Genomic DNA, 20,178 nt, shown 5'->3' with positions numbered 1-20,178 from the left:
GGCTTTCACCGGATGCTTTTTTATTTGCTTTTTGACTTTTTAGCAGAACTGCTTTTGCCTCCGCTGGATGATTTAGCGGAAGGAGCAATAGACAGTGCTTTGTCTGCTTTCTCAAGATCGTGTGTGACCTGCTCTTCTATGTCATACGCGTGATACATTTCATTATCAATCATATACTGGGCCATTTTATCATGCAGATCAATTGCGTTATCAAGTTCTCGACGCAGCAGCTGCTTCACTTCTGGCGTAGCCGTTTCTGTAATGGCTACGGCTAAATTTCGTACACCGGCTTTAGCCGTAATAAGAAAATCAGTCGCGATGGCCAGGTCGTCGAGTACCACATCTTTTTCACTTTTTTTTGCCATCCATGCTTACCTGCCTTTCGCTGTTTGTTTTTGGTCGTCTTCGAGCACAGATTGTAAATCTTTAATCGCTTTTTTAGAAAGCTTAATATCTTCCTTCAGCAATTTTTTTAGATTTGAATCCTTGACAAGGTCAAGCATGGCGGTGCTTTTTGTCAAGCAGGCTGTTTTAAATAAAAGAACTTCATGAACTTCCAGCTTCTCATGCATTGCTAACGATTTGGCCATGCTCATCACTCCTTTTTATTTATCGGTTGCTTTTCCGTCTAGATCATGGTGAATCGCAGTCGGAGGAACAGCCGGCATCGGTTTTTGACCCTGCGGCGCTGGATCTTTTAAATAGACATAGTCACCGGTTCCATCTGGTGCACTGCCTTTTGCCCAGCGTCCTTCAGCAGATTCCGATCCTTCTGAAAGATCCCAGAACTCAAACGCGTGCGGCTGTGCTTCCTGCTCTGCTTCTGGAGGGAAGGAGGCCGGCACGGCTACGCCGTTTTTCTCTTCCAACTCCGCAATGGCTTCCATCCATTGATATTGGTGATAGCGGTCACGGGCGAGCATTTTACGGAATACAGCCCGGACGCCTTCGTCTTTTGTCATATGGTAAAGGCGTGCAACCTGCAGGCGTCCTTGAGATTCAGCGTGCAGATTGGAGCGCATATCAGCAAGCAGGTTGCCGCTCGCTACAATATAGTTTCCGTTCCACGGCACACCGTTTGAATTGGTTGGCAGGCCGCCAAGTCCGCTGACAAGCAAGTGCTGCGGATTAATACCGCCCATAATGGCAGCGATGGCGGGGTCTTCCGCTGCTTCGGCCTGTGCCTCTGGCGATGCCCCATCTAGAAGCTGGCTGATCAGGGCGCAAAGCATTTCCACGTGCCCAATTTCCTCTGTACCGATATCCATCAGCATATCCTTATACTTTTCTTCTCCCCGGCAGTTAAAGCCCTGGAACAAATATTGCATCATGACGGTCATTTCACCAAACTGGCCGCCGAGCACCTCTTGAATCTGGCGGGCAAGCAGCGGGTCTGGACGTTCTACTTTTACTTCAAACTGTAATTCTTTCTGGTGACGGAACATAAAAAAATCCTCCTTCAGCATAATAGAATGTTGTGTCTTTATTTGTCGTACCCTCCTTTCCTGCTCCAAAATCCTTAAGTCGAAAAAATAGGAAAAAAATCACTTGCATAAACAAGTAATAAATTAATTAGAATTGCATGAACATTGTGAAAGAAGGGTAACCATGATAGAGTGAAAGTGTACATAAGAATTGGAGGGACTCTGTTATGCCATTGCTTCGTTTTGATGTCATCGAAGGAAGAACTGATGAAGAGCTGAAAGGGCTGCTTGATGCAGCTCACCGGGGGATGCTCAAAGCATTTCAAGTACCGGAACGTGACCGCTATCAAATTGTTCACCAGCATCCGGCTCATGAAATGATTATTGAAGACACCGGACTTGGGTTTGAACGCTCAAAAGATGTCGTGGTAATCAGTATTGTAAGCAAGCAAAGAACAGAAGAACAAAAACAGAAGCTGTATCAGTACATTGTGGAAGAATTGCAGGAAAGCTGCGGAATCGATCCAAAAGATGTCATGATTTCTCTTTCCATCAATGGAGATGCCGATTGGAGCTTCGGATTTGGTAAAGCGCAGTTTTTAACAGGTGATCTTTAACCTGCCATCCATTTCAGATACTTTCTGAAATGGATTTTTTAATTGCTTTTTAAAAGCGGCTCTTGCCCTTTTTGGAGGATCGAGCCGGAAGTGGCGGGAATGAACGGTCCGTATATAAATAAACAAAATCATTTATTATAAGAAGAAGTACAAACAGGCTTTTTTTTGTCAGCGCTGACAAAAAAGAGCCTGTTTTTTTAAAGTAAAAAATCATTTGCAACCATATTTTTTTCCGAGTAAAATATGAAAAACTAGTGAGGGAATTCACAAATGCCGACAGAGCAGAAAAAATAAAGGGGGAAGCGGCATGACAAATGCACTAAAAAGATTGATCGAAACAGCACAGCGCCCGGAGGAAGCGGATATTATTATTCAAAACGGGACAGTGGTAGACGTTTTTTCACTTGAAACGTTTCAAGCGGATGTTGCGATCAAAGATGGCTGCATTGTCGGCATCGGCACGTATCCGAAAGGAAAAAAGATCGTAGATGCGTCGGGCAAGTATGTGATGCCGGGCTTTATCGATGGCCATATCCATATTGAATCAACGATGGTGACACCGTCGGAGTTTTCGCGGGCTCTTATTAAACACGGCGTGACGACCGTTGTAACAGACCCACATGAAATTGCCAATGTGGCGGGACGAGTTGGCATCGACTTTATGCTGGAGGATGCAGCCGGGACGGATGTTGATATTTTAATGAAGCTGCCTTCCTGTGTACCGGCAACCCCGTTTGAGCAGAACGGTGCCACGTTAACGGCGGATGACCTGCGCCCATACCTGCCTCACAAAAATGTGATCGGCCTGGCAGAAGTTATGGATTATCCTTCTGTTTTAAATGGAGATACAGGCATGCTTGCCAAAATTAAGATGACAACAGAAGCAAATTTAACTGTAGACGGTCATGCGGCGGGACTGCCGGATGCAGCGTTGAACGTTTACAGCACAGCCGGCATCCGCAACGACCACGAAGCCGTAACAGCAGAGGAGGCGGTTGCGCGTGTACGCCGGGGGATGCATGTTCTTGTACGGGAAGGTTCAGCTGCTAAAGACCTGCTTGCCCTCCTGCCAGCTATTCATGAGCGGAACAGCAGCCGGTTTTCTTTTTGTACAGATGATAAACATTTGGATGAGCTGGCTGAGGAAGGAACTGTTAATTTTGCGGCACGCCTGGCAATCAAGCATGGGCTCGATCCACTGATTGCCATTCAAATGGCGACGATCAATAATGCGGTATGCCACGGCTTGAAAAACAAAGGAGCCATTGTTCCTGGATACACAGCAGATATTTTGATCACGGGCAGCTTGAAGACACTCCAGCCGGAAACGATTATAAAGGACGGCCGGGTACTGGATCTAGCTGCTTCTAAAAGCCGCCGTGCCGCCGTGCCAGAATCGGTTCAATCATCGCTTAATATAAAGAAGGTTACGAAAGAATCCTTGCAGATTCCGCTGAAGGACGGACAAAAAGCCATGATCATCGGCGTTGTACCGGGACGGATTATTACAAATAAAATAGAAGCCGATGTAAAAGTAGAAAATGGCTTTTTCGTGCCGGATGCAGCGCGCGATCAGCTGAAAATTGTGGTGTGTGAGCGCCACCATGCAACCGGCAGCATCGGCGCAGGTATCGTCAGCGGGCTCGGACTGAAGCGGGGTGCGATTGCGTCAACCGTCGCACATGATTCACATAACCTTGTCGTAGCCGGAACAAATGATGAAGATATTTTGGCAGCCATTGAAGCGTCAGAGTGCATGCAGGGCGGCCTTGTCATTGTAGAAAACGGAAAGGTTCTGGCATCAGTTCCTCTTCGTGTCGGCGGCATTATGTCAGAAAAGCCGTATGAAGAAGTGATCGAGGAGCTGCATCACCTGCATGAACAGCTGTCTCTTGTAGCGGAGGAGTCACAAAATATTTTTATGATTTTATCTTTCCTGTGCCTGCCCGTTATTCCAAGCTTAAAGCTGACAGACAAAGGATTGTTTGATGTAGATGCTTTCCGTCATATTGAAGTAGGAATTCCGGAGTGACGCCATTTACAGAAGACGTCGTTCGTGTACTTAAAAGTATTCCAGAAGGTGTTGTTGTCACATATGGACAGGTAGCACGCCTGGCCGGAAGTCCCCGTGCTGCCCGCCAGGTAGTCCGCATTTTGCATTCGATGGGTGAGAAACATAATTTGCCCTGGCACCGGGTTGTAAATGCTCGGGGTGAAATAAATGTGCCGGGTGAAGAAGCAAAAGCCGAACAGCGCCGCCGTTTGAGGGAAGAAGGCGTTTCTTTTACAGAAGACGGGCGCGTTGATTGGAATAAAATAACTGAAAAAGCGGATCAGCCAAAAAAGGGCTGATTCGCTTTTTGGGCTGTTTACAAGCCTGCCCGGCAGCTCCACCCTTTTTTTGGTATAGTGGAAGTGAAAAAATATGGAAGTTGAAGTTTGGCAAAAGGGGCGCAAAAACATGAAAAAAGGGTTATTCTTTTGCTTGTACGGTGTTTTATTTACCGCTTCTGTTTATCTTTACAGCCACGTTTATTCCCGGCCAGCCGTTGAAGATGCAGGGCGTCTCCTGCCTGCGCAGGTGAAAACAATTGAGCGGGCGGGTGGTGAACAAACGTTGAAGAAAATTGTACAGGAGGCAAACCGTACAGGGACTCAGCTGACGATTGCAGGAATGCAGCACAGTCAGGGCGGACAGACCTACTATCCGGGAGCCGTTATGATTGATATGAAGCCTTTTAATAACGTTATTGACTTTGATCCGGAGGAAAAATGGATTACTGTTCAAAGCGGAGCGACATGGGATGATATCCAGCGGTACATCAATCCTTACGGCCTTTCTGTAAAAGTGATGCAGTCCCAAAACATTTTTACGGTTGGCGGCTCATTAAGCGTGAATGTACATGGCCGGGATATTCGGAACGAGGCCCTTATCACAACAATAAAATCATTTCGGCTGTTAAAGCCGGACGGTACCATTATCCGCGTCAGCAGAGAGGAAAATGCAGAATGGTTTCCTTACGTGATTGGCGGCTACGGCTTATTTGGTATTATTTTAGATGTTACGCTTTCTTTGACGGAAGATGAACTGTATCAAAAAAGAACGAGAGAACTTGACTATCGAGACTACACCCGCTATTTTGGGCAGCAGGTAAAAGAAAATGAAGCGGTAAAAATGCATTTGGCACGTATTTCGGTCGCCCCTTCTTCTTTTCTGCGCAGCATGTATATAACAGATTATATAAAAGCCCAAAATCAGGACATGCTGACAAGCTATAACGAGTTGAAGGAAGAGCGGATTGTGGCGCTGCCAAAGCTTTTCCTCGGCTTGTCCCGTTACAGTGAATGGGGAAAAGAAACGTTTTGGAATATTCAAAAGCAGTATATGCTTCAAGAAGATGGCTCACTTGAATCGAGAAATAACGTTATGCGTTCGGAAACGGATTTTATGGACTATGAAAGCGGCGAGAGAACCGAAGTGCTGCAGGAGTACTTTATTCCTACAGATGAATTTGCTTCTTATATTGATGATATGCGGAACCTTCTTGAAAAAAAAGACGAGTTTAACCTTTTGAACATTACTATCCGCTACGTGGAAAAAAATGATCAGGCTGTTCTATCCTATGCAAAGGAAGACATGTTTGCACTTGTACTTTTAATCAATCAAGGAAAGTCAAAGCAGGAAGTGGAGCAATCAAAAGCGGTTATACAGGCAATGATTGATATCACCTTGAACCACCGCGGCAGCTATTATCTGCCCTATTACTCCTTTCCAACGAAGGAACAGCTGAGGAAAGCGTATCCGCTTGCTCCTGCTTTTTTTAAGAAAAAGCAGGAGATGGACCCAAAGAAGCGGTTTACAAACTATTTTTATGAGGAGTACCAACAATGAATTATCGTCGGTTTGTCACGTCTCAAAGTCTCGTTTTAATGGCAGGGAGCATGATTTTTCCATTTTATGTTCTGCTGCTGAGGAATGTGGGGGACAGCTACTCACAGTTTGGCTGGGCGTATGGCCTTTTTGCGTTAACGTCTGCCCTCGCTTATCCGGTGATTGGAAAAGCGGCAGACCGATTAGGAGACCGGGTCCTGCTCATTTTTTATTCAATGGCCATGGCTGTGCTGCTGCTGTTTTTCCCGCTTGCCACAAGTGTATGGCAGGTATATGGGCTTCAAGTGTGCATGGGGGTGCTGGGTGCTGTGCAAAAAAACACTGAAAAAGCGGCCTTGGCCCGGCAGGCAGATCAAAGTCAGGTCGGCGCCGATATAGGCCGCTATCACTTCTGGACTTCTATTGCCGCAGCCGCGGCGGTCATCTTTACCGGTTACCTCGTTGATTTTTTAACCATTGCAACCATTTTTTATCTGGCATCTCTTATGTACGTTATGAGCGGATTCATCATATGGAAAGAGCCGAAAACCGGCTGATGACATCAAACCCTTCTTGCTTATAAGTACAATGCCGCTGCCAGAACAAGCAGATGAAAGATTTGGTCTACAATAATCCCAAGCCAGCCCGATTCAGGTCCCTGGGCTTTCATAATGGTCCGCAGCCACCAGGCAACGAGGGTCCGGCGGTCAATGGTTACATGAGTGAGAAAAATAAAAGCGATAGCCAGCGGAGAGAGGCCGCTAAACGTCAGCCAGGAAAACAGGGAAACAAGAATGTGTAGTCGAAAGTCGCTTTTTTAACGAACTGAATGAAATGGGCGTCGTCATTAAAGTCGGATTGTTTACAGGGCCGACGATCGCGGTTAATGCGAACGGCCTGCTTGATTGTTTTGAGCATACTGTGAATATGGCTGCACGTATTCAGCAGCAAAGCGAAGGCGTCGATATTATAGTCAGTGCCTAGGAATGGGAACGGGAATCGTTTGCCGGGATCGCGAAGGAATTTTCATTCAGTGCGAAAAGCACGATTAAAAAATTATTCGGTATTCAAAACGAAGTGCAAATTGTGCAGCTCACGCCTATACCAGGGGCTGGTACATGTGCGGTTTCTTAAGACCGGATGATGGAGGACTGATTATGGATATTAAATTAAAAGATTACATCAGCATTTTTATTCACCAAACGGATTTAAAAATCACAAACTGTGTAAAAGAACGCCTCGCCCCATTTCAGCTCGCCCCGGAGCAGAATTTGATTATGATGCTGCTTTGGGAGCGGGACGGACGGACTCAGCAGGAGTTGTCCGAGCAGCTTGAAAAGGACAAAACAAATATTACCCGCATGGTATCAAGCCTTGAGCAAAAAGGATTTATTAAACGGGTGACCGAAGCCAGCGACCGGCGTTCCGTGCGGATTTTTCTTACCGAAGCCGGCACAGCTCTTCAAGATGATGTGATACCGGTTGTTGAATCCTTTCATCGTACTGTTACAGCAGGCATTACAGCAAAAGAGCTGGAGGAAGTGCGCAGAATTTTAACAAAAATGCGGACCAATATGGAATAAAAAAGTCCGCATTAAATAGTTGCTATAGCAACTAATTGTGTGGTACAATCCTTTTAATAATTAAAAGTAACAAAATAACTGGAGGAAACAAAAATGACAAACGTTTTATTTGTAAAAGCCAATTCACGCCCAGCGGACCAAGCAGTGAGCGTGCAGCTATATAATGCATTTCTAGAGGCGTACCGCGCTGAGCACCCGGCGGATACGATCACAGAATTAGATCTTTTTGCAGAAAACCTTCCGTACTACGACAACGATAAAATTAACGGCATGTTCAAATTAGCACGTGGAATGGAATTAACAGAAGGTGAAAAAGCAGCAACAGAACTTGTTACAAAATACTTGAATCAATTTTTGAAAGCAGACAAGGTGGTTTTCGCTTTCCCTCTTTGGAACTTCACGATTCCAGCTGTGCTTCACACATACCTTGATTACCTTGGCCAGGCGGGGCAGACGTTTAAATATACGGCGGAAGGCCCAGTCGGTCTATTAAAAGATAAAAAAGTAATGCTTTTGAATGCACGCGGCGGTGTTTACTCAGAAGGTCCAGCGGCAGACGTTGAAATGTCTGCAAAATATGTACAGACCATTATGGCTTTCTGGGGCGTAGAAGATGTGCAGACTATTGTTATTGAAGGACATAATCAATTCCCGGACCGTTCAGCAGAAATCATTGCAGACGGCATCAAGCTCGCAGCAGAAGCGGCGCGGACATTTTAATTCATGAAGCTGTTCCTATTAAAGGAACAGCTGAGACTGTCGACAAAGTCGACAGTCTTTTTCATGAAAGTTTTCAACGCCGAAACGGGCAGGGGACTTTTCGGGAAATATCGCTTCTTAAAAAGAATTGATAGGGGAAGACAGCCGGACTTCGCGCATCTTAGAGCAGTGCGGGAGCCTCCTCGGTACACACGCCTATGGGGAAAATCTTTTTCCGTAAAAAGGAAATGAAAACATTTTCTTTTCGAATCGCTTGCTTATTTTTTGAAAAGCTGTTATGATAAATGAGAATTATTTTTGTTCGAGAGGTACAAGTGCTGTAAAAGCTTATTGTCTTGATATTGCTTTGAGCAGGAATAGTATTATATTGTGCAGATGCACAACGGGAGGCAACATAACATGGAACAAGGTAAAGTAAAATGGTTTAACGCAGAAAAAGGTTTCGGCTTCATCGAGCGCGAAGCTGGAGACGACGTATTCGTTCATTTCTCAGCAATTCAAGGCGAAGGCTACAAAACTCTTGACGAAGGTCAAGAAGTAACATTCGAAGTTGAACAAGGACAACGTGGTCCTCAAGCAACTAACGTACAAAAAGCATAATTTTATATAACATCATAAAAAGGCAGCCTCTTTGAGGCTGCCTTTTTTGTTTGCTCGCTTGAGCGAAAGTTCCTGTTCCATGACGAGCAAAAGAAGCGTTCCATAAAAAAAGCCTGCCGCATAAACGGATCAGGCTTAGTTATTAAAAAAGTTTTCCGTGAAGTAAGGCTGGTTTTCGCCGTTTAGCGCAACTCCTACTCCTAAGTAGTGGAAATCACCATTTAAAATGTTTTTTCGATGGCCGGCGGAGTTCATTAAGCCCTCGTGAGCAAAAATACTGCTGAATTGCCCATAAGCAAGGTTTTCACCGGCTGTTGTAAAGTGAATGCGGTCTTCTTCCATCCGGTCAAATGGTGACTGGCCTTCAAGGTTTGTATGATCAAAATACACGTGCTGGGCCATATCCTGGCTGTGCTCCCGTGCGGTGCCACTGACCGGATCATCCCATGTGAGTACCGGCAGTCCGTGCACAACCCGGGCGGCGTTCGTCACATCAAACAGCTGGTATTCAAACCCTTTACGCAGTGCCGCACTGTTTTCACCATACATGCCCTTTTTTTCTGCTTCTAGATCTTCATCTAAAATAAGAATGGCTGTAACGGTATCCTGTTCGTGTACATCATAAAAAATGGTTACGTAGCTGTCGTCCATATGGTAGTAATCATGTTCATTTGTTTCATTTAAAATATAATACGTCAGCCCTTTACGCATTTTATCCATTGGTTCGCCAAGCTTTTCACGGACGTTTTCCTGAGGTATATTCAAGGCAATACCATTTTTCGAGGAAATCAAGTTGTGGTTCGTATAAAGCCCGTTTACGCGGTTTTCTTCGTCATAGGACACCATCAAAAAGTTTTGATAATTTTCGTGATAAGCATACCATTCGGTTCCATACTCATTTTGGGAATGGCGTTTCGGTGCCCCGACTTCCTGCTCCACCTTTGAACGGCTGTCCCCAATTTGAATATTGTAAACGGAAAACGTCTGGGATTCCGGAGCAGCCAGCGCCGGCTGTTCAGCTCTCTCTACAGTTTTTGGCGCTATGCCCACGAGGCTTTTTACTTCACTTGTCACTCTATCTACAGTACCAGTTACAGCAGAACTTTCTCTTATGTCCTCCAGCTCGTCGCTGATCACGTCCATAAAAGCCAAATTCACATACGGCTCAGCATATTCTTCCCACAGCGGCCGTGTATTAAAAGCCACAACAAGCAGCAACACAACAGATAATAATTTTTTCAATCATTCACACTCCGTTCTTTCTTTATTTTAACGGAAATATGCTTATTTTTCACGCAAAGCGGCAGCAGCTGAGCAGGAAGAGCGTGTGGCCTAAAACGGACCCGGCTTCTTTTAAGCAGTTTAACAGATGGATTCGCACCTTTGATATCGATAGAGTACATTCAAGGAAAACCATAAGGCAGAAAATAAGCTCATTTTTATTAATATAGTTTTTCCATTGGAAGAATCATTATACATAACGGGCAAAAATCATCAGAAGAAAGAGATATAGATTTACATGTGAATAAATTCACATAATTTTTTAAGTTTTTTATGCAGAAAAATTAGATTGAAAGCGCTATGATAGAGAAAGGAAGTTTTTTATTTTAATGGAGGTACAACAAGCATGGCATACAATAAGTTAATTCGTACGTTAATGATCGAAATTCCATCCGTTCCGGGCAGCCTTGGAAAAGTAGCAACGGCTATCGGGCTGCGTGGCGGTGATATCGGGGAAGTAGAAACGATTAAAGTAGGCCCGGCTTACACGCAGCGGAACATCACCGTGCAGATTGAACAGGAAGATCAGCTTGCAGGCATTATTGAAAGCATCAACGAACTGGAAGGATTCCGCGTGCAGGCGGTATCGGACGAGGTGCTTCGTGCCCACGAAGGCGGCAAAGTACAGATGAAAAGCCGGGTGCCGATCCAGACACTTGCAGACTTGAGCCGCGTGTACACACCAGGGGTTGCGGATGTGTGCAAAGTGATTCAGGCAGAGCCGGAAAAAGCAAAAATCTATACGAACATCGGCAACAGTGTGGCCGTTGTCACAGATGGAACGGCCATTTTAGGACTGGGTGATATCGGCCCGGTTGCCGGCATGCCGGTGATGGAAGGGAAAGCGGCGCTGTTTGATCAATTAGTGGATATTAACGCGATTCCGATCCTGCTCGATACGAAAAACCCGGATGAAATTGTCGAAACAGTGAAGCATATCGCACCTGGCTTCAGCGGTATCCTGCTGGAAGATATCGGCTCACCGCACTGCTTTGAAGTAGAAGAGCGGCTGAAAGCGGAACTCGATATTCCGGTTATGCATGATGACCAGCACGGCACAGCGGTTGTGACACTGGCAGCGGTCATCTCTGCCTGCAAAAGTGCCGGCGTAGACTTGAAAGAAGCCACAGTCGGCCAGATCGGGCTCGGTGCAGCCGGTCTTGCGATCTGCCGCATGCTGATGGCGTACGGCGTAAAATCGGTGTACGGTGCAGACCTGTCAGAAGAAGCGAAGCAGCGGCTCGAGCAGTATGGCGGCACACCGGTTAACGACCTTGGCGAACTCATGGGCCAGTGCGACATTGTCATTGCGACAACAGGTGTGCAGGGGCTGATTAAAAAAGAATGGGTGCAGCAGGGGCAGATTATTCTGGCGCTTTCAAACCCGAATCCGGAAATTGCGCCGACAGAAGCGCTTGAAGCCGGAGCGGCTTACGCGGCAGACGGACGCTCTGTCAACAACGTACTAGGGTTCCCGGGTATTTTCAGAGGCGTATTGAATGCAAGAGCAAATGATGTCACGCACCCGATGCTCGTAGCAGCGGCGGAAGCCATCGCATCCTGCACAAAACCGGGCGATCTTGTTCCGCATCCATTAGATCGGACCGTTCATGAACGCGTAGCAGCAGTGGTGGAACAAGCAGCGGCTGCGGAGAAAATTGCGGTGAAGTAACCAGTAATGGACAAGGTAAACGAAATCAAGTATGATATGACTATACAATCGAACGAAAACTCCTAAAGGGGAGTAGCTTTAGCGGATTGGTCGTCATTTCAGAGTCTTGACTCTCGGCTTTTCCGGCAGCAATAAGCTGTTAGCGAGACCTTTACCCAGCCGGTAAAGGTCTCTTTTTATGAAAAAAAAACCTTTACTGGCATCGGTAAGGGTTTTTTTCTATTTTATTTGTCCATACTAATTCCAAACAAAAGGGTGGAGGAACATGATTATGATGCTGCGAAAATATATGTCACTGCTGGGGATTGGCTCAGCTCAAATTGACCTCGTTCTGCCGAAGCAGACGTACAGACCTGGAGAACAAATTGAAGCCTACTTTTTAATTCAAGGAGGAACGATTGAACAGCGGATCAACCGGATCGATTGTGATTTGATGCTGGAAAACCATGCGGATGAAACAAGCAAAACGATTGAAAGCCGCACGATTCTATCGAGCCGCACCATTGCTGCGGAAGAATTAAACAAAGTGCCGTTTACATTCCGGCTGCCAGAAGTCCTGCCGGTTCCGGGCCGTGATGAATCCTATCGATTTAAAACGAAGCTGACATTTGACCAGGGCGCAGAAAGCGTCGATCAGGATTGGATCAAAATTGTCGTGTAAAACAGCGCGTCCAACTAGGCGCGCTGTTTTACGTGATCCCGGCTTTCTGACCACGGAAGTGAATCTTTGAAAAACAGCATACATTCCGCCAGAAGAAGCAGAATAAGAACGGGAATGCCGGATTGAACGATCAGCTGCTGTACCGTCACAAACGGGGCAGGTGCATGGGTAAAATCAATATGTATAGTAAACATGTAAAATGTGCCGAATGTAAAATTACGTGCCCATTGGGAAACATGGTAGCGGCCAATCGCTTCATGAAGAGAATAAGCTTGAAGACGGGCAGCCATACGCCATAACTCAATGCTTTCAATAATGAAAAATAATAAAGCCGCCCATATCCACATCACGAGTATAACTTCACGTGTAAAAGCTCCTGAAACAATCGCTGCTATACCTGAAATAGACATGGCCCCGTGTATGATACAATTCGTATTTTTCCAGCCATTGAGAATATCTCCCCGTCGAAAACGCTGAAAGCGGATTATAACAAGAACGAGATTTAAAAAATAAAGGAACAATCCGCCGGCAATCACAAATCGGCTGAGTAACTGCAAAACCGGTGTTTGAAAAAGAGTATTAAATAGTATCACAAGTGATTGTGTACTCACTGTCGATAAAAAAACGATGCCGTGAATCCGTGTATAATACTTAGCGGAAAGGATCACCTTGTAACTTTTCAGACAGAGCACCATATAAAACGCCCAAAGTCCTGTATTCAAGAGGGCAACAGTGAAAATAACCGGCTGTAAAAAAGGGAATTGATGAAATAAAACAAGACATAAAATCGATGTAGCGGCTACCCATGTGCCAACGGCAAAGCTCTGGACGGGATGGGTTAAATACCGCTTTCGAAAAACACCCCTCAGTGCTGCTTTCATAAAGGAAAAAATTAAAAACAGCCAAATAAAAAAAAGCACTACATCAATCAAATAGGAAGGCAGTACGAGCGGAATAGGAAGCTGGGGGAAAACCCCGATTGAGAAAATGCCAATGGCCATAATCATCGCACCATAGGACGCATCTATACGGGTTCCCCGAAACAAGGGAGATTTAATAATTAAAAGAAGCAAAAATAAAAGCAGTCCAAAGAACAACCGATACATAACAACAGTCTCCTTTTTCCTTTTTCGATCTGTTTACTGGGTTTTTAGGAAAACAAGTACCAAAAATACTTGTTTAATCATAGCAACGGAAAAAAAGAGTGTCAATACTTGATTCGAAAGGAAGTAAGAGACTCTAGCGGTACACGTTCCTCTTCAATATGATGAACTTTTGCAAAGGGGTTTCCTTTTTTTAAATCTGCCATAAAGGCGTCCAGCTCTGCCGGGGAACCCTCTGCATGAACAGCGACTGTGCCATTATCAAGATTTTTCACCCAGCCGGAAACACCATGATCGGCAGCAGTCATTTGGGCAAAATAGCGAAAACCAACTCCCTGTACTTTTCCAGAAGCCGTTAAATGACGAGCCTGTTTCATATAAATCCCCCTTTTTGCACGTTCATTTATCCAATAAAAACCCTATTCAAAAACAATGATGTTCTGTTACTTTGGCGATTATTATAATACCCGTTTTGGGCAAACAGGTAAACAAACTGCCAGACAGCAAGCAAGTAAAATCGTTTGTCAGCATATCCCTTTATTTCTTTTGCACGCAAGGAGTGCGGCTGGTTGGATAGAAGATGATAAGGCGGCGGGCGACTTCCCTATAGGCCCTTTTTAAAAAGTGATGCTTCCTGAAAAGCCGCTTGCCTGCTTTCTAACTTTGTCTACACTTCGAGACAGGTATAACCTGTCTCTTTTCTTTGTTTCTGGAGGTTTGAGCCGTTTTTCTTCGATTATTGAAACAAAAACCTTTATACTAGTACTAATAACTGGAACAAAGAGGGGTATGAGTGATGAACGGACAAAACAGGAGTGAGATTAAACCCGGCTTGAAGGTCAACATCATTTTAAAGAAGGACCAGCGGACGGGCAATAAAACAAGCGGTACGGTCAAAGACATTTTAACAAAATCCAGTTTTCATCCGCACGGCATTAAAGTCCGTCTTGAAGATGGGCAGGTCGGACGAGTGTGTGATATTTTATGAGCTATATTGTTCATTCCATTGTCAACGTGCCGCCGGATAAGATTGATGAAACCATTTCTATTTATCAAAACCGGTCCAAGCTTGTGGACGAGTATGAAGGCTTCATATCTTTCGGGCTGCTTCAAAATGAAAAGCGCCCATCTGAATTAACCGTTCAGCTCGTCTGGGAATCAAAAGAGGCTTATATGAAATGGGTAACAAGCGAAGCTTTTCAAAAAGTGCACGATCTAGAAAAGAATTACCCGGATCAGGAGCTCGCCTCGATTGTCCCGAAAGTGCAAAAGTATCGTGTGGTGGCTACATGAATCAAAGCCGGATTGACCAGTGTATTGATGTAATTATGAATGGAATGTACCGTGATTATCCAGAGCTTGAGGAACGATTTGGTGAGTATGGGAAAGTAAAATGCCGCGAAGACAATCATCACCATTTTCACCATTTAAAAACGGCTTTTACGCTTCAAAATGGACAGTTTTTCATTGACTATGCCAATTGGTTAACGAATCTGCTCGTTTCACGTGGAATGAAAGCGGCGCATGTGATCGATAATTTTGAACGAATCTATCATGTTTTGGAAGAGGAGCGTTCAGACGAGGCGGTATTTTACCGCACGGTGTTGACAGAGGCGATAGCCGATATTGAAAGAAGGGAAGCGAAATGAACACAGAAGCAGCGAAACTAGCCCATCTGCTGCTTGATGGCGATGTGGATGCAAGCTTTGCTTTTTTATGTGATCTTCGCGAAAAAGGGTGGACGTCGGTCGATATTTACCAGTCTATCGTCGGTGGGGCGATGCAGCATATTGGGTCTCTGTGGGAACAGGATGATATCTCCGTGGCAGATGAACACTTAGCAACGGCTACGTGTGATTTTATGATTTCCCGTTTTCATGCACAAGCGAAACGAAAAACGTCCAGCCGTAAAGTGATGTTTTTATGTGTAGAAGAAGAGCAGCACACGCTCGGCATGCGGATGGCATCGCTGCTGTTTGAAGAAAACGGCTGGAAAACGCGGATGATGGGGGCGAATTTACCACTTGAACACGCCGTTTCTGCTGCAGAAAAGTGGAAGCCGGACGTGATTTGTTTATCCGTCACGATTCTGTATCATGTACCGGTCTTGAAATCGTATGCAGAAGCATTGGAGTCCTTGCCGTTCCGCCCGAAAATCATTGTGGGAAGCCGTCTTTTATCCATGTATGATTTATCACTTTATTGCACGCCGAACACGCTTTTTATAACGGATTATAAAAAGTTAACTGACTGGATGAATGATCAAAGCGAGGGGAAAGCAAGTGGGGCATCTTAAGTCTATGCCGCTGCCGACTTTTCGAGTAGATCGAAAGCTGAATGTTCTTGAATGTTCCGACTCGGCACAATGCCGATTCGGGAATCAGCAGAATTTGGAATCGATCGTAGATGAAGGAAGCCAGCGGAAATTAGCAAAACTGCAAGAACAATCAACAACGATTGAACTGGCTCTGTTAACTGTTGGGTTAAAGCCCGAAGCTTTTTCAGTGTCCGTTCAATGGGACGAGCATGAAGGGTATCTGCAGTGTGTCGGGCTTGACCGCCGGCTCGCCCGTTTGGAGAAAATGGTGCACCAGCAGCAGATGAGGCTTGCTGAAGCCGATTTTCAGCTTCTTGAAAAAAAAGAAGAAGCCGAAGCCGCGCTCATTAAAATGAAGAAGCGCTCTGCTCCGCTCATTGCGCTGAGCAGCACGACGGCACTCATTCCAATGTTTGGCGATCTGGACACCGCCCTGATGGAGCACACAAAAGATGTATTATCACAATGTTTTTACGACGGGAATTATGAGTACCTGTACATCGATTTTACAGCAGTGGATTTGATTACACTGTCCGGTATTGAGCAGTTTAACCAGCTCGTTGACATTCTGCTCTTACTTGATGCGAACATTCGAATTGTAGGAGTGAAACCTGCCCACGCGCCGTTTTTAAAAAAACATCGGCACAGCGGCCTTGTTTATGCCAGCTCCATTCAAATAGAAAGCGAAAGCCTGTCGGAGAAATAAGGCTTTCGCTTTTTTCGTGCATTATTCTTTCCAAAATGGCTCCTGAACTTTTTTCAATGTTTGCACGCTATGATCAAATAACTCTTTTTCACGTTCACTAAGTGGAATCTCCACTACATCCCGGACACCATAGCGGTTAATGACAGCCGGTACGCCGATATAAACATCATGATGGCCAAACTCTCCTTCGAGAAGAGCAGAGACAGTCAGCACGACGTCCTGATTTTGCAGGATTGCCCGGGAAATACGAGTAAGCCCCATTGCAATTCCGTAGTAAGTAGAGCCTTTTGCTTCAATAATTTCATACGCCGCATCCCGAACCTGTACGGCAATTTCCTTCATTTTTTCTTCCGGGTTTTCATGCTCATCCCGCGCGAGGTAGTCTTTCAGTGGAATCCCAGCAATGTTGGCGCTGCTCCAAACTGCTACTTCGGTATCACCATGCTCGCCAATAATAGATGCATGGACGCTGTGCGGCGCAACACCGAAGTTTTCGCCAAGCAGGTAACGGAAGCGGGCCGTATCTAAGATTGTACCAGAGCCGATGACACGCTCTTTTGGCAGGCCGGAAAATTTCCACGTCGCATACGTTAAAATATCCACTGGATTTGTAGCAATCAGAAAAATGCCATCAAAGCCGGAAGCCATTACTTCACCAACAATATTTTTAAAAATCGCCATGTTTTTTTCAACCAGTTCAAGGCGTGTTTCACCGGGTTTCTGGTTAGCGCCTGCGCAGATCACGACGAGAGCTGCGTCTACGCAGTCTGTATATTTACCAAAGCTTACTTTTGTAGAAGTAGGAGCATAGAGGACACCATGGTTCAAATCCATTACATCGCCCATTGATTTTTGTTCATTTAAATCAATCAGGACAAGCTCATCGCATACACCCTGGTTTAACATGGAAAACGCATAGCTTGATCCTACTGCACCTGTACCAATAAGAACGACTTTGTTGCCTCTGATTTCGATCATCCTAAAACACTCCTCTATTTGATAAGTAAGGGCATTGAATTATTAATGTGAATTTATTCACAAACTTATTATAAAACGCCGAAATTCAAATTTCAATCCCGTTTTTTAAAGATTGTGACAGTGTACGTTTACATTTAGACACACTTTTTACATTATCCCCCTAGTTAAGGCTAAATAAAACAATGAAAAAGACATGGGGGAATAGATACAAGCAAGCTGAATAAAAAGAAGCGATTTCCGTTCGAAATCCTCTTTCTTTTTTAACAAAAACTTGTAATCTATGGAACTATATGTAAATAATGAGAATAATTCCTCTTTTCAGAAAAAATGTGATTATTTTAAAATAATAGTAATTTTCAGAGGGAGGTTCGCAAGATGAAAAAACCTGTTTTAAAGCTGACAATAGCCGCTGCCATTACAGCCGGTGCATTTAGCTTTCAAGCTGCAGCAGTCCAGGTAGAACCTGTTTATGCGCAGCAGCCGGTAAATGTTTTGGATCATAAGATTGTTCAACATTTTAACGTGGAAAATGTGTATCAAAACATTGATTATTTATCGAAAGAACCTCGTATTGCTGGAACGGAATCAGAAGAAAAAGCAGTTCAATACATTCAATCTCAATTTCAATCCTACGGTTATGAAACAGAGATTCAGTCTTTTACGTTTTTAAGTTACACGGAGCCTGAATCTATTTTTCTCTCCATCGAAGGCTCTGATGAAACATTTACACCAGCTGCTTTTACATACACAGTGAGCGGCGGCATCACAGGAGAGCTGGCGGTGGCCGGTCTTGGTAAAAAAGAAGAGCTTGCGGAATTGGATTTGACGGGAAAAATCGCTCTTATTCAGCGCGGAGAAATTAGTTTTGCCGAAAAAGTGCTTAATGCAGCCGAAAAAGGCGCTGCCGGCGTGATTATCTATAACAATACGGATGGTGCCCTAAATGGAACATTAGGAGAAGCGAATGATGCATACGTTCCGGCTGTTTCTTTAACAAAAGCCGAAGGAGAAGCGCTTGCTGCGAAAGCAGCAGCGGAAACACTGACGGCTTCCCTGACCGTTGAAGGAGCAAGCGTTGACGAAAAAACCTCGCATAATGTGATCGCGGTGAAAAAGCCAGCAAATCAAACCAAAGCAACGAATGACATTATCGTCGTTGGTGCTCACCATGATTCTGTACCGGGCGCTCCCGGTGCAAACGATGATGCGTCCGGGTCGGCCATGACGCTGGAGCTCGCTCGGTTGTTTAAAGATATTCCAACCGATACGGAGCTTCGCTTTATTACATTCGGAGCAGAAGAAGTCGGGCTGCTTGGTTCCGAGTACTATGTAGACGGGCTGCCGGAAGAAGAGGTGTCGCGCATGATCGCGAATTTTAATTTAGACATGGTCGGAAGCAGAGATGCCGGTGATCTGGTGATGATGACAGCGGATGGTGAACCCAATCTGGTAACTGAGCTGGCACAGGCATCGAGCACGCGCTTGAATGGAGAAGCAATCCCTTATCTTGAAGGCGGCCGCAGCGATCATGTTCCATTCGCGGAAGCGGGGGTTCCTGCTGCTCTGTTTATTCACGATCCAGCGGAGCCTTGGTACCATACACCGGATGATACAATTGATAAAATTAGTAAAGAAAAGCTTCAGGACGTGGGTGAAATTGTTGGAACGGCCATTTATGAAAAAGCTCGTTTTGATAATCAGGGGATCAAAGTGAAGAAAGCGAGTAAAGTAAAAGTTCCTCATTTATACCATAACGAAGACATTCAGTAAGACGTAAAGCAAAAAAGCCGGTGTTCCCGATTCGGAACACCGGCTTTTAGTATAGATCAGTCGCCGTCGCCGCCGATAAAATCAAACAGTCCGGACAGTCCGCCCTCCCCCTTTGATCCGCCGTTTTGCGGCATTGCCGCAAAAACACGGCTGGCCAAGCGGCTGAATGGAAGAGACTGTACCCATACCGTCCCAGGTCCCCGAAGCGTCGCAAGGAACAAGCCTTCACCGCCAAACAGGGCTGTTTTTACGCCGCTAACTGCTTCGATGTTGTAATCAACATCACCAGTCATAGCGACCAGGCAGCCCGTATCTAAACGAATCAATTCGCCCGGAGCAAGGGTTTTTTCATAAATCGTTCCGCCGGCATGAACAAATGCCATACCGTCGCCTTCGAGCTTCTGCATAATAAAGCCTTCACCACCGAAAAAACCGGTGCCGAGCTTGCGCTGCAATTCAATGCCGACTGATACGCCTTTTGCTGCTGCCAGAAACGCATCTTTTTGGCAGATAATCTTGCCTTGATGTTCACTTAAATCCATTGGAACGATTTTTCCGGGATACGGTGAAGCGAATGAAACATGTTTTTTGCCGCTGCCTTCATTGGTAAAGGTCGTCATAAACAAGCTTTCGCCTGTCAGCATACGTTTCCCTGCACCGAGCAGCTTGCCCATCAAGCCGCCGCGGTTTGAGGAGCCATCGCCAAAAATGGTCTCCATTCGAATGCCATCATCCATCATCATCAAACTGCCGGCTTCAGCGATAACCGTTTCCTGCGGATCAAGCTCCACCTGTACAAACTGCATATCATCGCCAAATAATTGAAAGTCAATTTCGTGATTGTTCATGATTTATCCTCCTTATGATCAGCTAAA

25 protein-coding genes are annotated in these 20,178 nt (G+C 45.2%); 17 read left to right on the top strand and 8 right to left on the bottom strand.

The features are described from left to right. Positions 1 to 20 precede the first annotated feature (20 nt). From M3221_RS14455 to M3221_RS14445, 3 genes are read right to left on the bottom strand one after another with little or no spacing between them, the layout of a single operon-like run. Complete coding sequence (locus M3221_RS14455) at positions 21 to 365, bottom strand: spore coat protein (RefSeq protein WP_251272452.1); 345 nt, start codon at positions 363 to 365, stop codon at positions 21 to 23. A gap of 6 nt (positions 366 to 371) precedes the next feature. Further along, positions 372 to 590, bottom strand: a complete 219-nt coding sequence (locus tag M3221_RS14450) for a spore coat protein (protein WP_242235209.1) — start codon at positions 588 to 590, stop codon at positions 372 to 374. A gap of 15 nt (positions 591 to 605) precedes the next feature. Beyond that, positions 606 to 1,445 (bottom strand): manganese catalase, encoded by an 840-nt coding sequence (locus M3221_RS14445; RefSeq protein ID WP_242235211.1) that lies wholly within the window; start codon positions 1,443 to 1,445, stop codon positions 606 to 608. A 206-nt stretch (positions 1,446 to 1,651) separates the two neighbouring features. Here M3221_RS14445 and M3221_RS14440 point away from each other — a divergent pair, with 206 nt between their 5' ends. From M3221_RS14440 to M3221_RS14395, 9 genes are all read left to right on the top strand, one after another. Beyond that, positions 1,652 to 2,041, top strand: coding sequence for a tautomerase family protein (locus M3221_RS14440; protein WP_251272451.1), 390 nt, complete (start codon positions 1,652 to 1,654; stop codon positions 2,039 to 2,041). 307 nt (positions 2,042 to 2,348) lie between these two features. After that, positions 2,349 to 4,073: an adenine deaminase gene (gene ade / locus M3221_RS14435; RefSeq protein ID WP_251272450.1), complete on the top strand. Its 1,725-nt coding sequence runs from the start codon at positions 2,349 to 2,351 to the stop codon at positions 4,071 to 4,073. After that, positions 4,070 to 4,393, top strand: a complete 324-nt coding sequence (locus M3221_RS14430) for an MGMT family protein (RefSeq protein WP_251272449.1) — start codon at positions 4,070 to 4,072, stop codon at positions 4,391 to 4,393. The genes ade and M3221_RS14430 overlap by 4 nt, the downstream gene beginning before the upstream one ends. Positions 4,394 to 4,502: 109 nt before the next feature. Continuing rightward, positions 4,503 to 5,933, top strand: a complete 1,431-nt coding sequence (locus tag M3221_RS14425) for an FAD-binding oxidoreductase (RefSeq protein WP_251272448.1) — start codon at positions 4,503 to 4,505, stop codon at positions 5,931 to 5,933. After that, on the top strand, positions 5,930 to 6,469 hold the full coding sequence (locus tag M3221_RS14420; protein WP_251272447.1) for an MFS transporter: 540 nt from the start codon (positions 5,930 to 5,932) through the stop codon (positions 6,467 to 6,469). The genes M3221_RS14425 and M3221_RS14420 overlap by 4 nt, the downstream gene beginning before the upstream one ends. Before the next feature lie 277 nt (positions 6,470 to 6,746). Further along, positions 6,747 to 6,896: a hypothetical protein gene (locus tag M3221_RS14410; RefSeq protein WP_251272446.1), complete on the top strand. Its 150-nt coding sequence runs from the start codon at positions 6,747 to 6,749 to the stop codon at positions 6,894 to 6,896. 173 nt (positions 6,897 to 7,069) lie between these two features. After that, positions 7,070 to 7,495 (top strand): MarR family winged helix-turn-helix transcriptional regulator, encoded by a 426-nt coding sequence (locus M3221_RS14405; protein WP_251272445.1) that lies wholly within the window; start codon positions 7,070 to 7,072, stop codon positions 7,493 to 7,495. A gap of 93 nt (positions 7,496 to 7,588) precedes the next feature. Then, on the top strand, positions 7,589 to 8,215 hold the full coding sequence (locus M3221_RS14400; protein ID WP_251272444.1) for an FMN-dependent NADH-azoreductase: 627 nt from the start codon (positions 7,589 to 7,591) through the stop codon (positions 8,213 to 8,215). A 399-nt stretch (positions 8,216 to 8,614) separates the two neighbouring features. Further along, on the top strand, positions 8,615 to 8,815 hold the full coding sequence (locus M3221_RS14395; RefSeq protein ID WP_050183275.1) for a cold-shock protein: 201 nt from the start codon (positions 8,615 to 8,617) through the stop codon (positions 8,813 to 8,815). 135 nt (positions 8,816 to 8,950) lie between these two features. On the opposite strand, the gene M3221_RS14390 is transcribed toward M3221_RS14395, so the two are convergent. Beyond that, entirely contained in the window at positions 8,951 to 10,057 is a 1,107-nt protein-coding gene (locus M3221_RS14390; protein ID WP_251272443.1) for a CAP domain-containing protein, read from the bottom strand. Positions 10,058 to 10,442: 385 nt separating this feature from the next. On the opposite strand from M3221_RS14390, the gene M3221_RS14385 reads away from it, so the two are divergent. Further along, complete coding sequence (locus M3221_RS14385; RefSeq protein WP_251272442.1) at positions 10,443 to 11,768, top strand: NAD-dependent malic enzyme; 1,326 nt, start codon at positions 10,443 to 10,445, stop codon at positions 11,766 to 11,768. A gap of 271 nt (positions 11,769 to 12,039) precedes the next feature. Then, positions 12,040 to 12,429, top strand: coding sequence for a sporulation protein (locus M3221_RS14380; RefSeq protein WP_251272441.1), 390 nt, complete (start codon positions 12,040 to 12,042; stop codon positions 12,427 to 12,429). Positions 12,430 to 12,443: 14 nt separating this feature from the next. On the opposite strand, the gene M3221_RS14375 is transcribed toward M3221_RS14380, so the two are convergent. Together M3221_RS14375 and M3221_RS14370 are read right to left on the bottom strand one after the other, a co-directional pair. After that, on the bottom strand, positions 12,444 to 13,535 hold the full coding sequence (locus tag M3221_RS14375; RefSeq protein ID WP_251272440.1) for a TDT family transporter: 1,092 nt from the start codon (positions 13,533 to 13,535) through the stop codon (positions 12,444 to 12,446). 101 nt (positions 13,536 to 13,636) lie between these two features. Next, the gene (locus M3221_RS14370) at positions 13,637 to 13,909 is read right to left on the bottom strand and encodes an acylphosphatase (protein WP_251272439.1); all 273 of its coding nucleotides are present in this window, start codon (positions 13,907 to 13,909) and stop codon (positions 13,637 to 13,639) included. 419 nt (positions 13,910 to 14,328) lie between these two features. On the opposite strand from M3221_RS14370, the gene M3221_RS14365 reads away from it, so the two are divergent. The 5 genes from M3221_RS14365 to M3221_RS14345 are packed head-to-tail and all read left to right on the top strand — an operon-like array spanning position 14,329 to position 16,555. Further along, a complete protein-coding gene (locus M3221_RS14365; protein WP_242237172.1) occupies positions 14,329 to 14,520 on the top strand; it encodes a YwbE family protein in 192 nt (63 codons plus the stop codon). After that, entirely contained in the window at positions 14,517 to 14,825 is a 309-nt protein-coding gene (locus M3221_RS14360; protein ID WP_251272438.1) for an antibiotic biosynthesis monooxygenase family protein, read from the top strand. The genes M3221_RS14365 and M3221_RS14360 overlap by 4 nt, the downstream gene beginning before the upstream one ends. Then, positions 14,822 to 15,181, top strand: a complete 360-nt coding sequence (locus tag M3221_RS14355) for a hypothetical protein (RefSeq protein WP_251272437.1) — start codon at positions 14,822 to 14,824, stop codon at positions 15,179 to 15,181. The genes M3221_RS14360 and M3221_RS14355 overlap by 4 nt, the downstream gene beginning before the upstream one ends. Next, positions 15,178 to 15,828 carry a cobalamin B12-binding domain-containing protein gene (locus M3221_RS14350; protein ID WP_251272436.1) on the top strand — a complete coding sequence of 217 codons (651 nt, stop codon included), beginning with the start codon at positions 15,178 to 15,180 and terminating at the stop codon, positions 15,826 to 15,828. Before M3221_RS14355 ends, M3221_RS14350 begins: the two co-directional genes overlap by 4 nt. After that, positions 15,815 to 16,555 carry an STAS domain-containing protein gene (locus M3221_RS14345; protein WP_251272435.1) on the top strand — a complete coding sequence of 247 codons (741 nt, stop codon included), beginning with the start codon at positions 15,815 to 15,817 and terminating at the stop codon, positions 16,553 to 16,555. Before M3221_RS14350 ends, M3221_RS14345 begins: the two co-directional genes overlap by 14 nt. A gap of 21 nt (positions 16,556 to 16,576) precedes the next feature. On the opposite strand, the gene M3221_RS14340 is transcribed toward M3221_RS14345, so the two are convergent. Next, complete coding sequence (locus M3221_RS14340; RefSeq protein WP_251272434.1) at positions 16,577 to 17,533, bottom strand: L-lactate dehydrogenase; 957 nt, start codon at positions 17,531 to 17,533, stop codon at positions 16,577 to 16,579. 375 nt (positions 17,534 to 17,908) lie between these two features. Here M3221_RS14340 and M3221_RS14335 point away from each other — a divergent pair, with 375 nt between their 5' ends. Then, on the top strand, positions 17,909 to 19,303 hold the full coding sequence (locus M3221_RS14335) for a M28 family peptidase (RefSeq protein WP_251272433.1): 1,395 nt from the start codon (positions 17,909 to 17,911) through the stop codon (positions 19,301 to 19,303). Between the two features lie 56 nt (positions 19,304 to 19,359). On the opposite strand, the gene M3221_RS14330 is transcribed toward M3221_RS14335, so the two are convergent. Next, entirely contained in the window at positions 19,360 to 20,151 is a 792-nt protein-coding gene (locus tag M3221_RS14330) for a TIGR00266 family protein (protein ID WP_251272432.1), read from the bottom strand. Positions 20,152 to 20,178: the final 27 nt, after the last annotated feature.

It is taken from the genome of Domibacillus indicus, assembly GCF_023715895.1.
GTDB lineage: Bacteria > Bacillota > Bacilli > Bacillales > Domibacillaceae > Domibacillus > Domibacillus indicus_A.
Note: the sequence above shows the minus strand (reverse complement) of the source record. Positions and strands in the feature narration are given on the sequence as shown.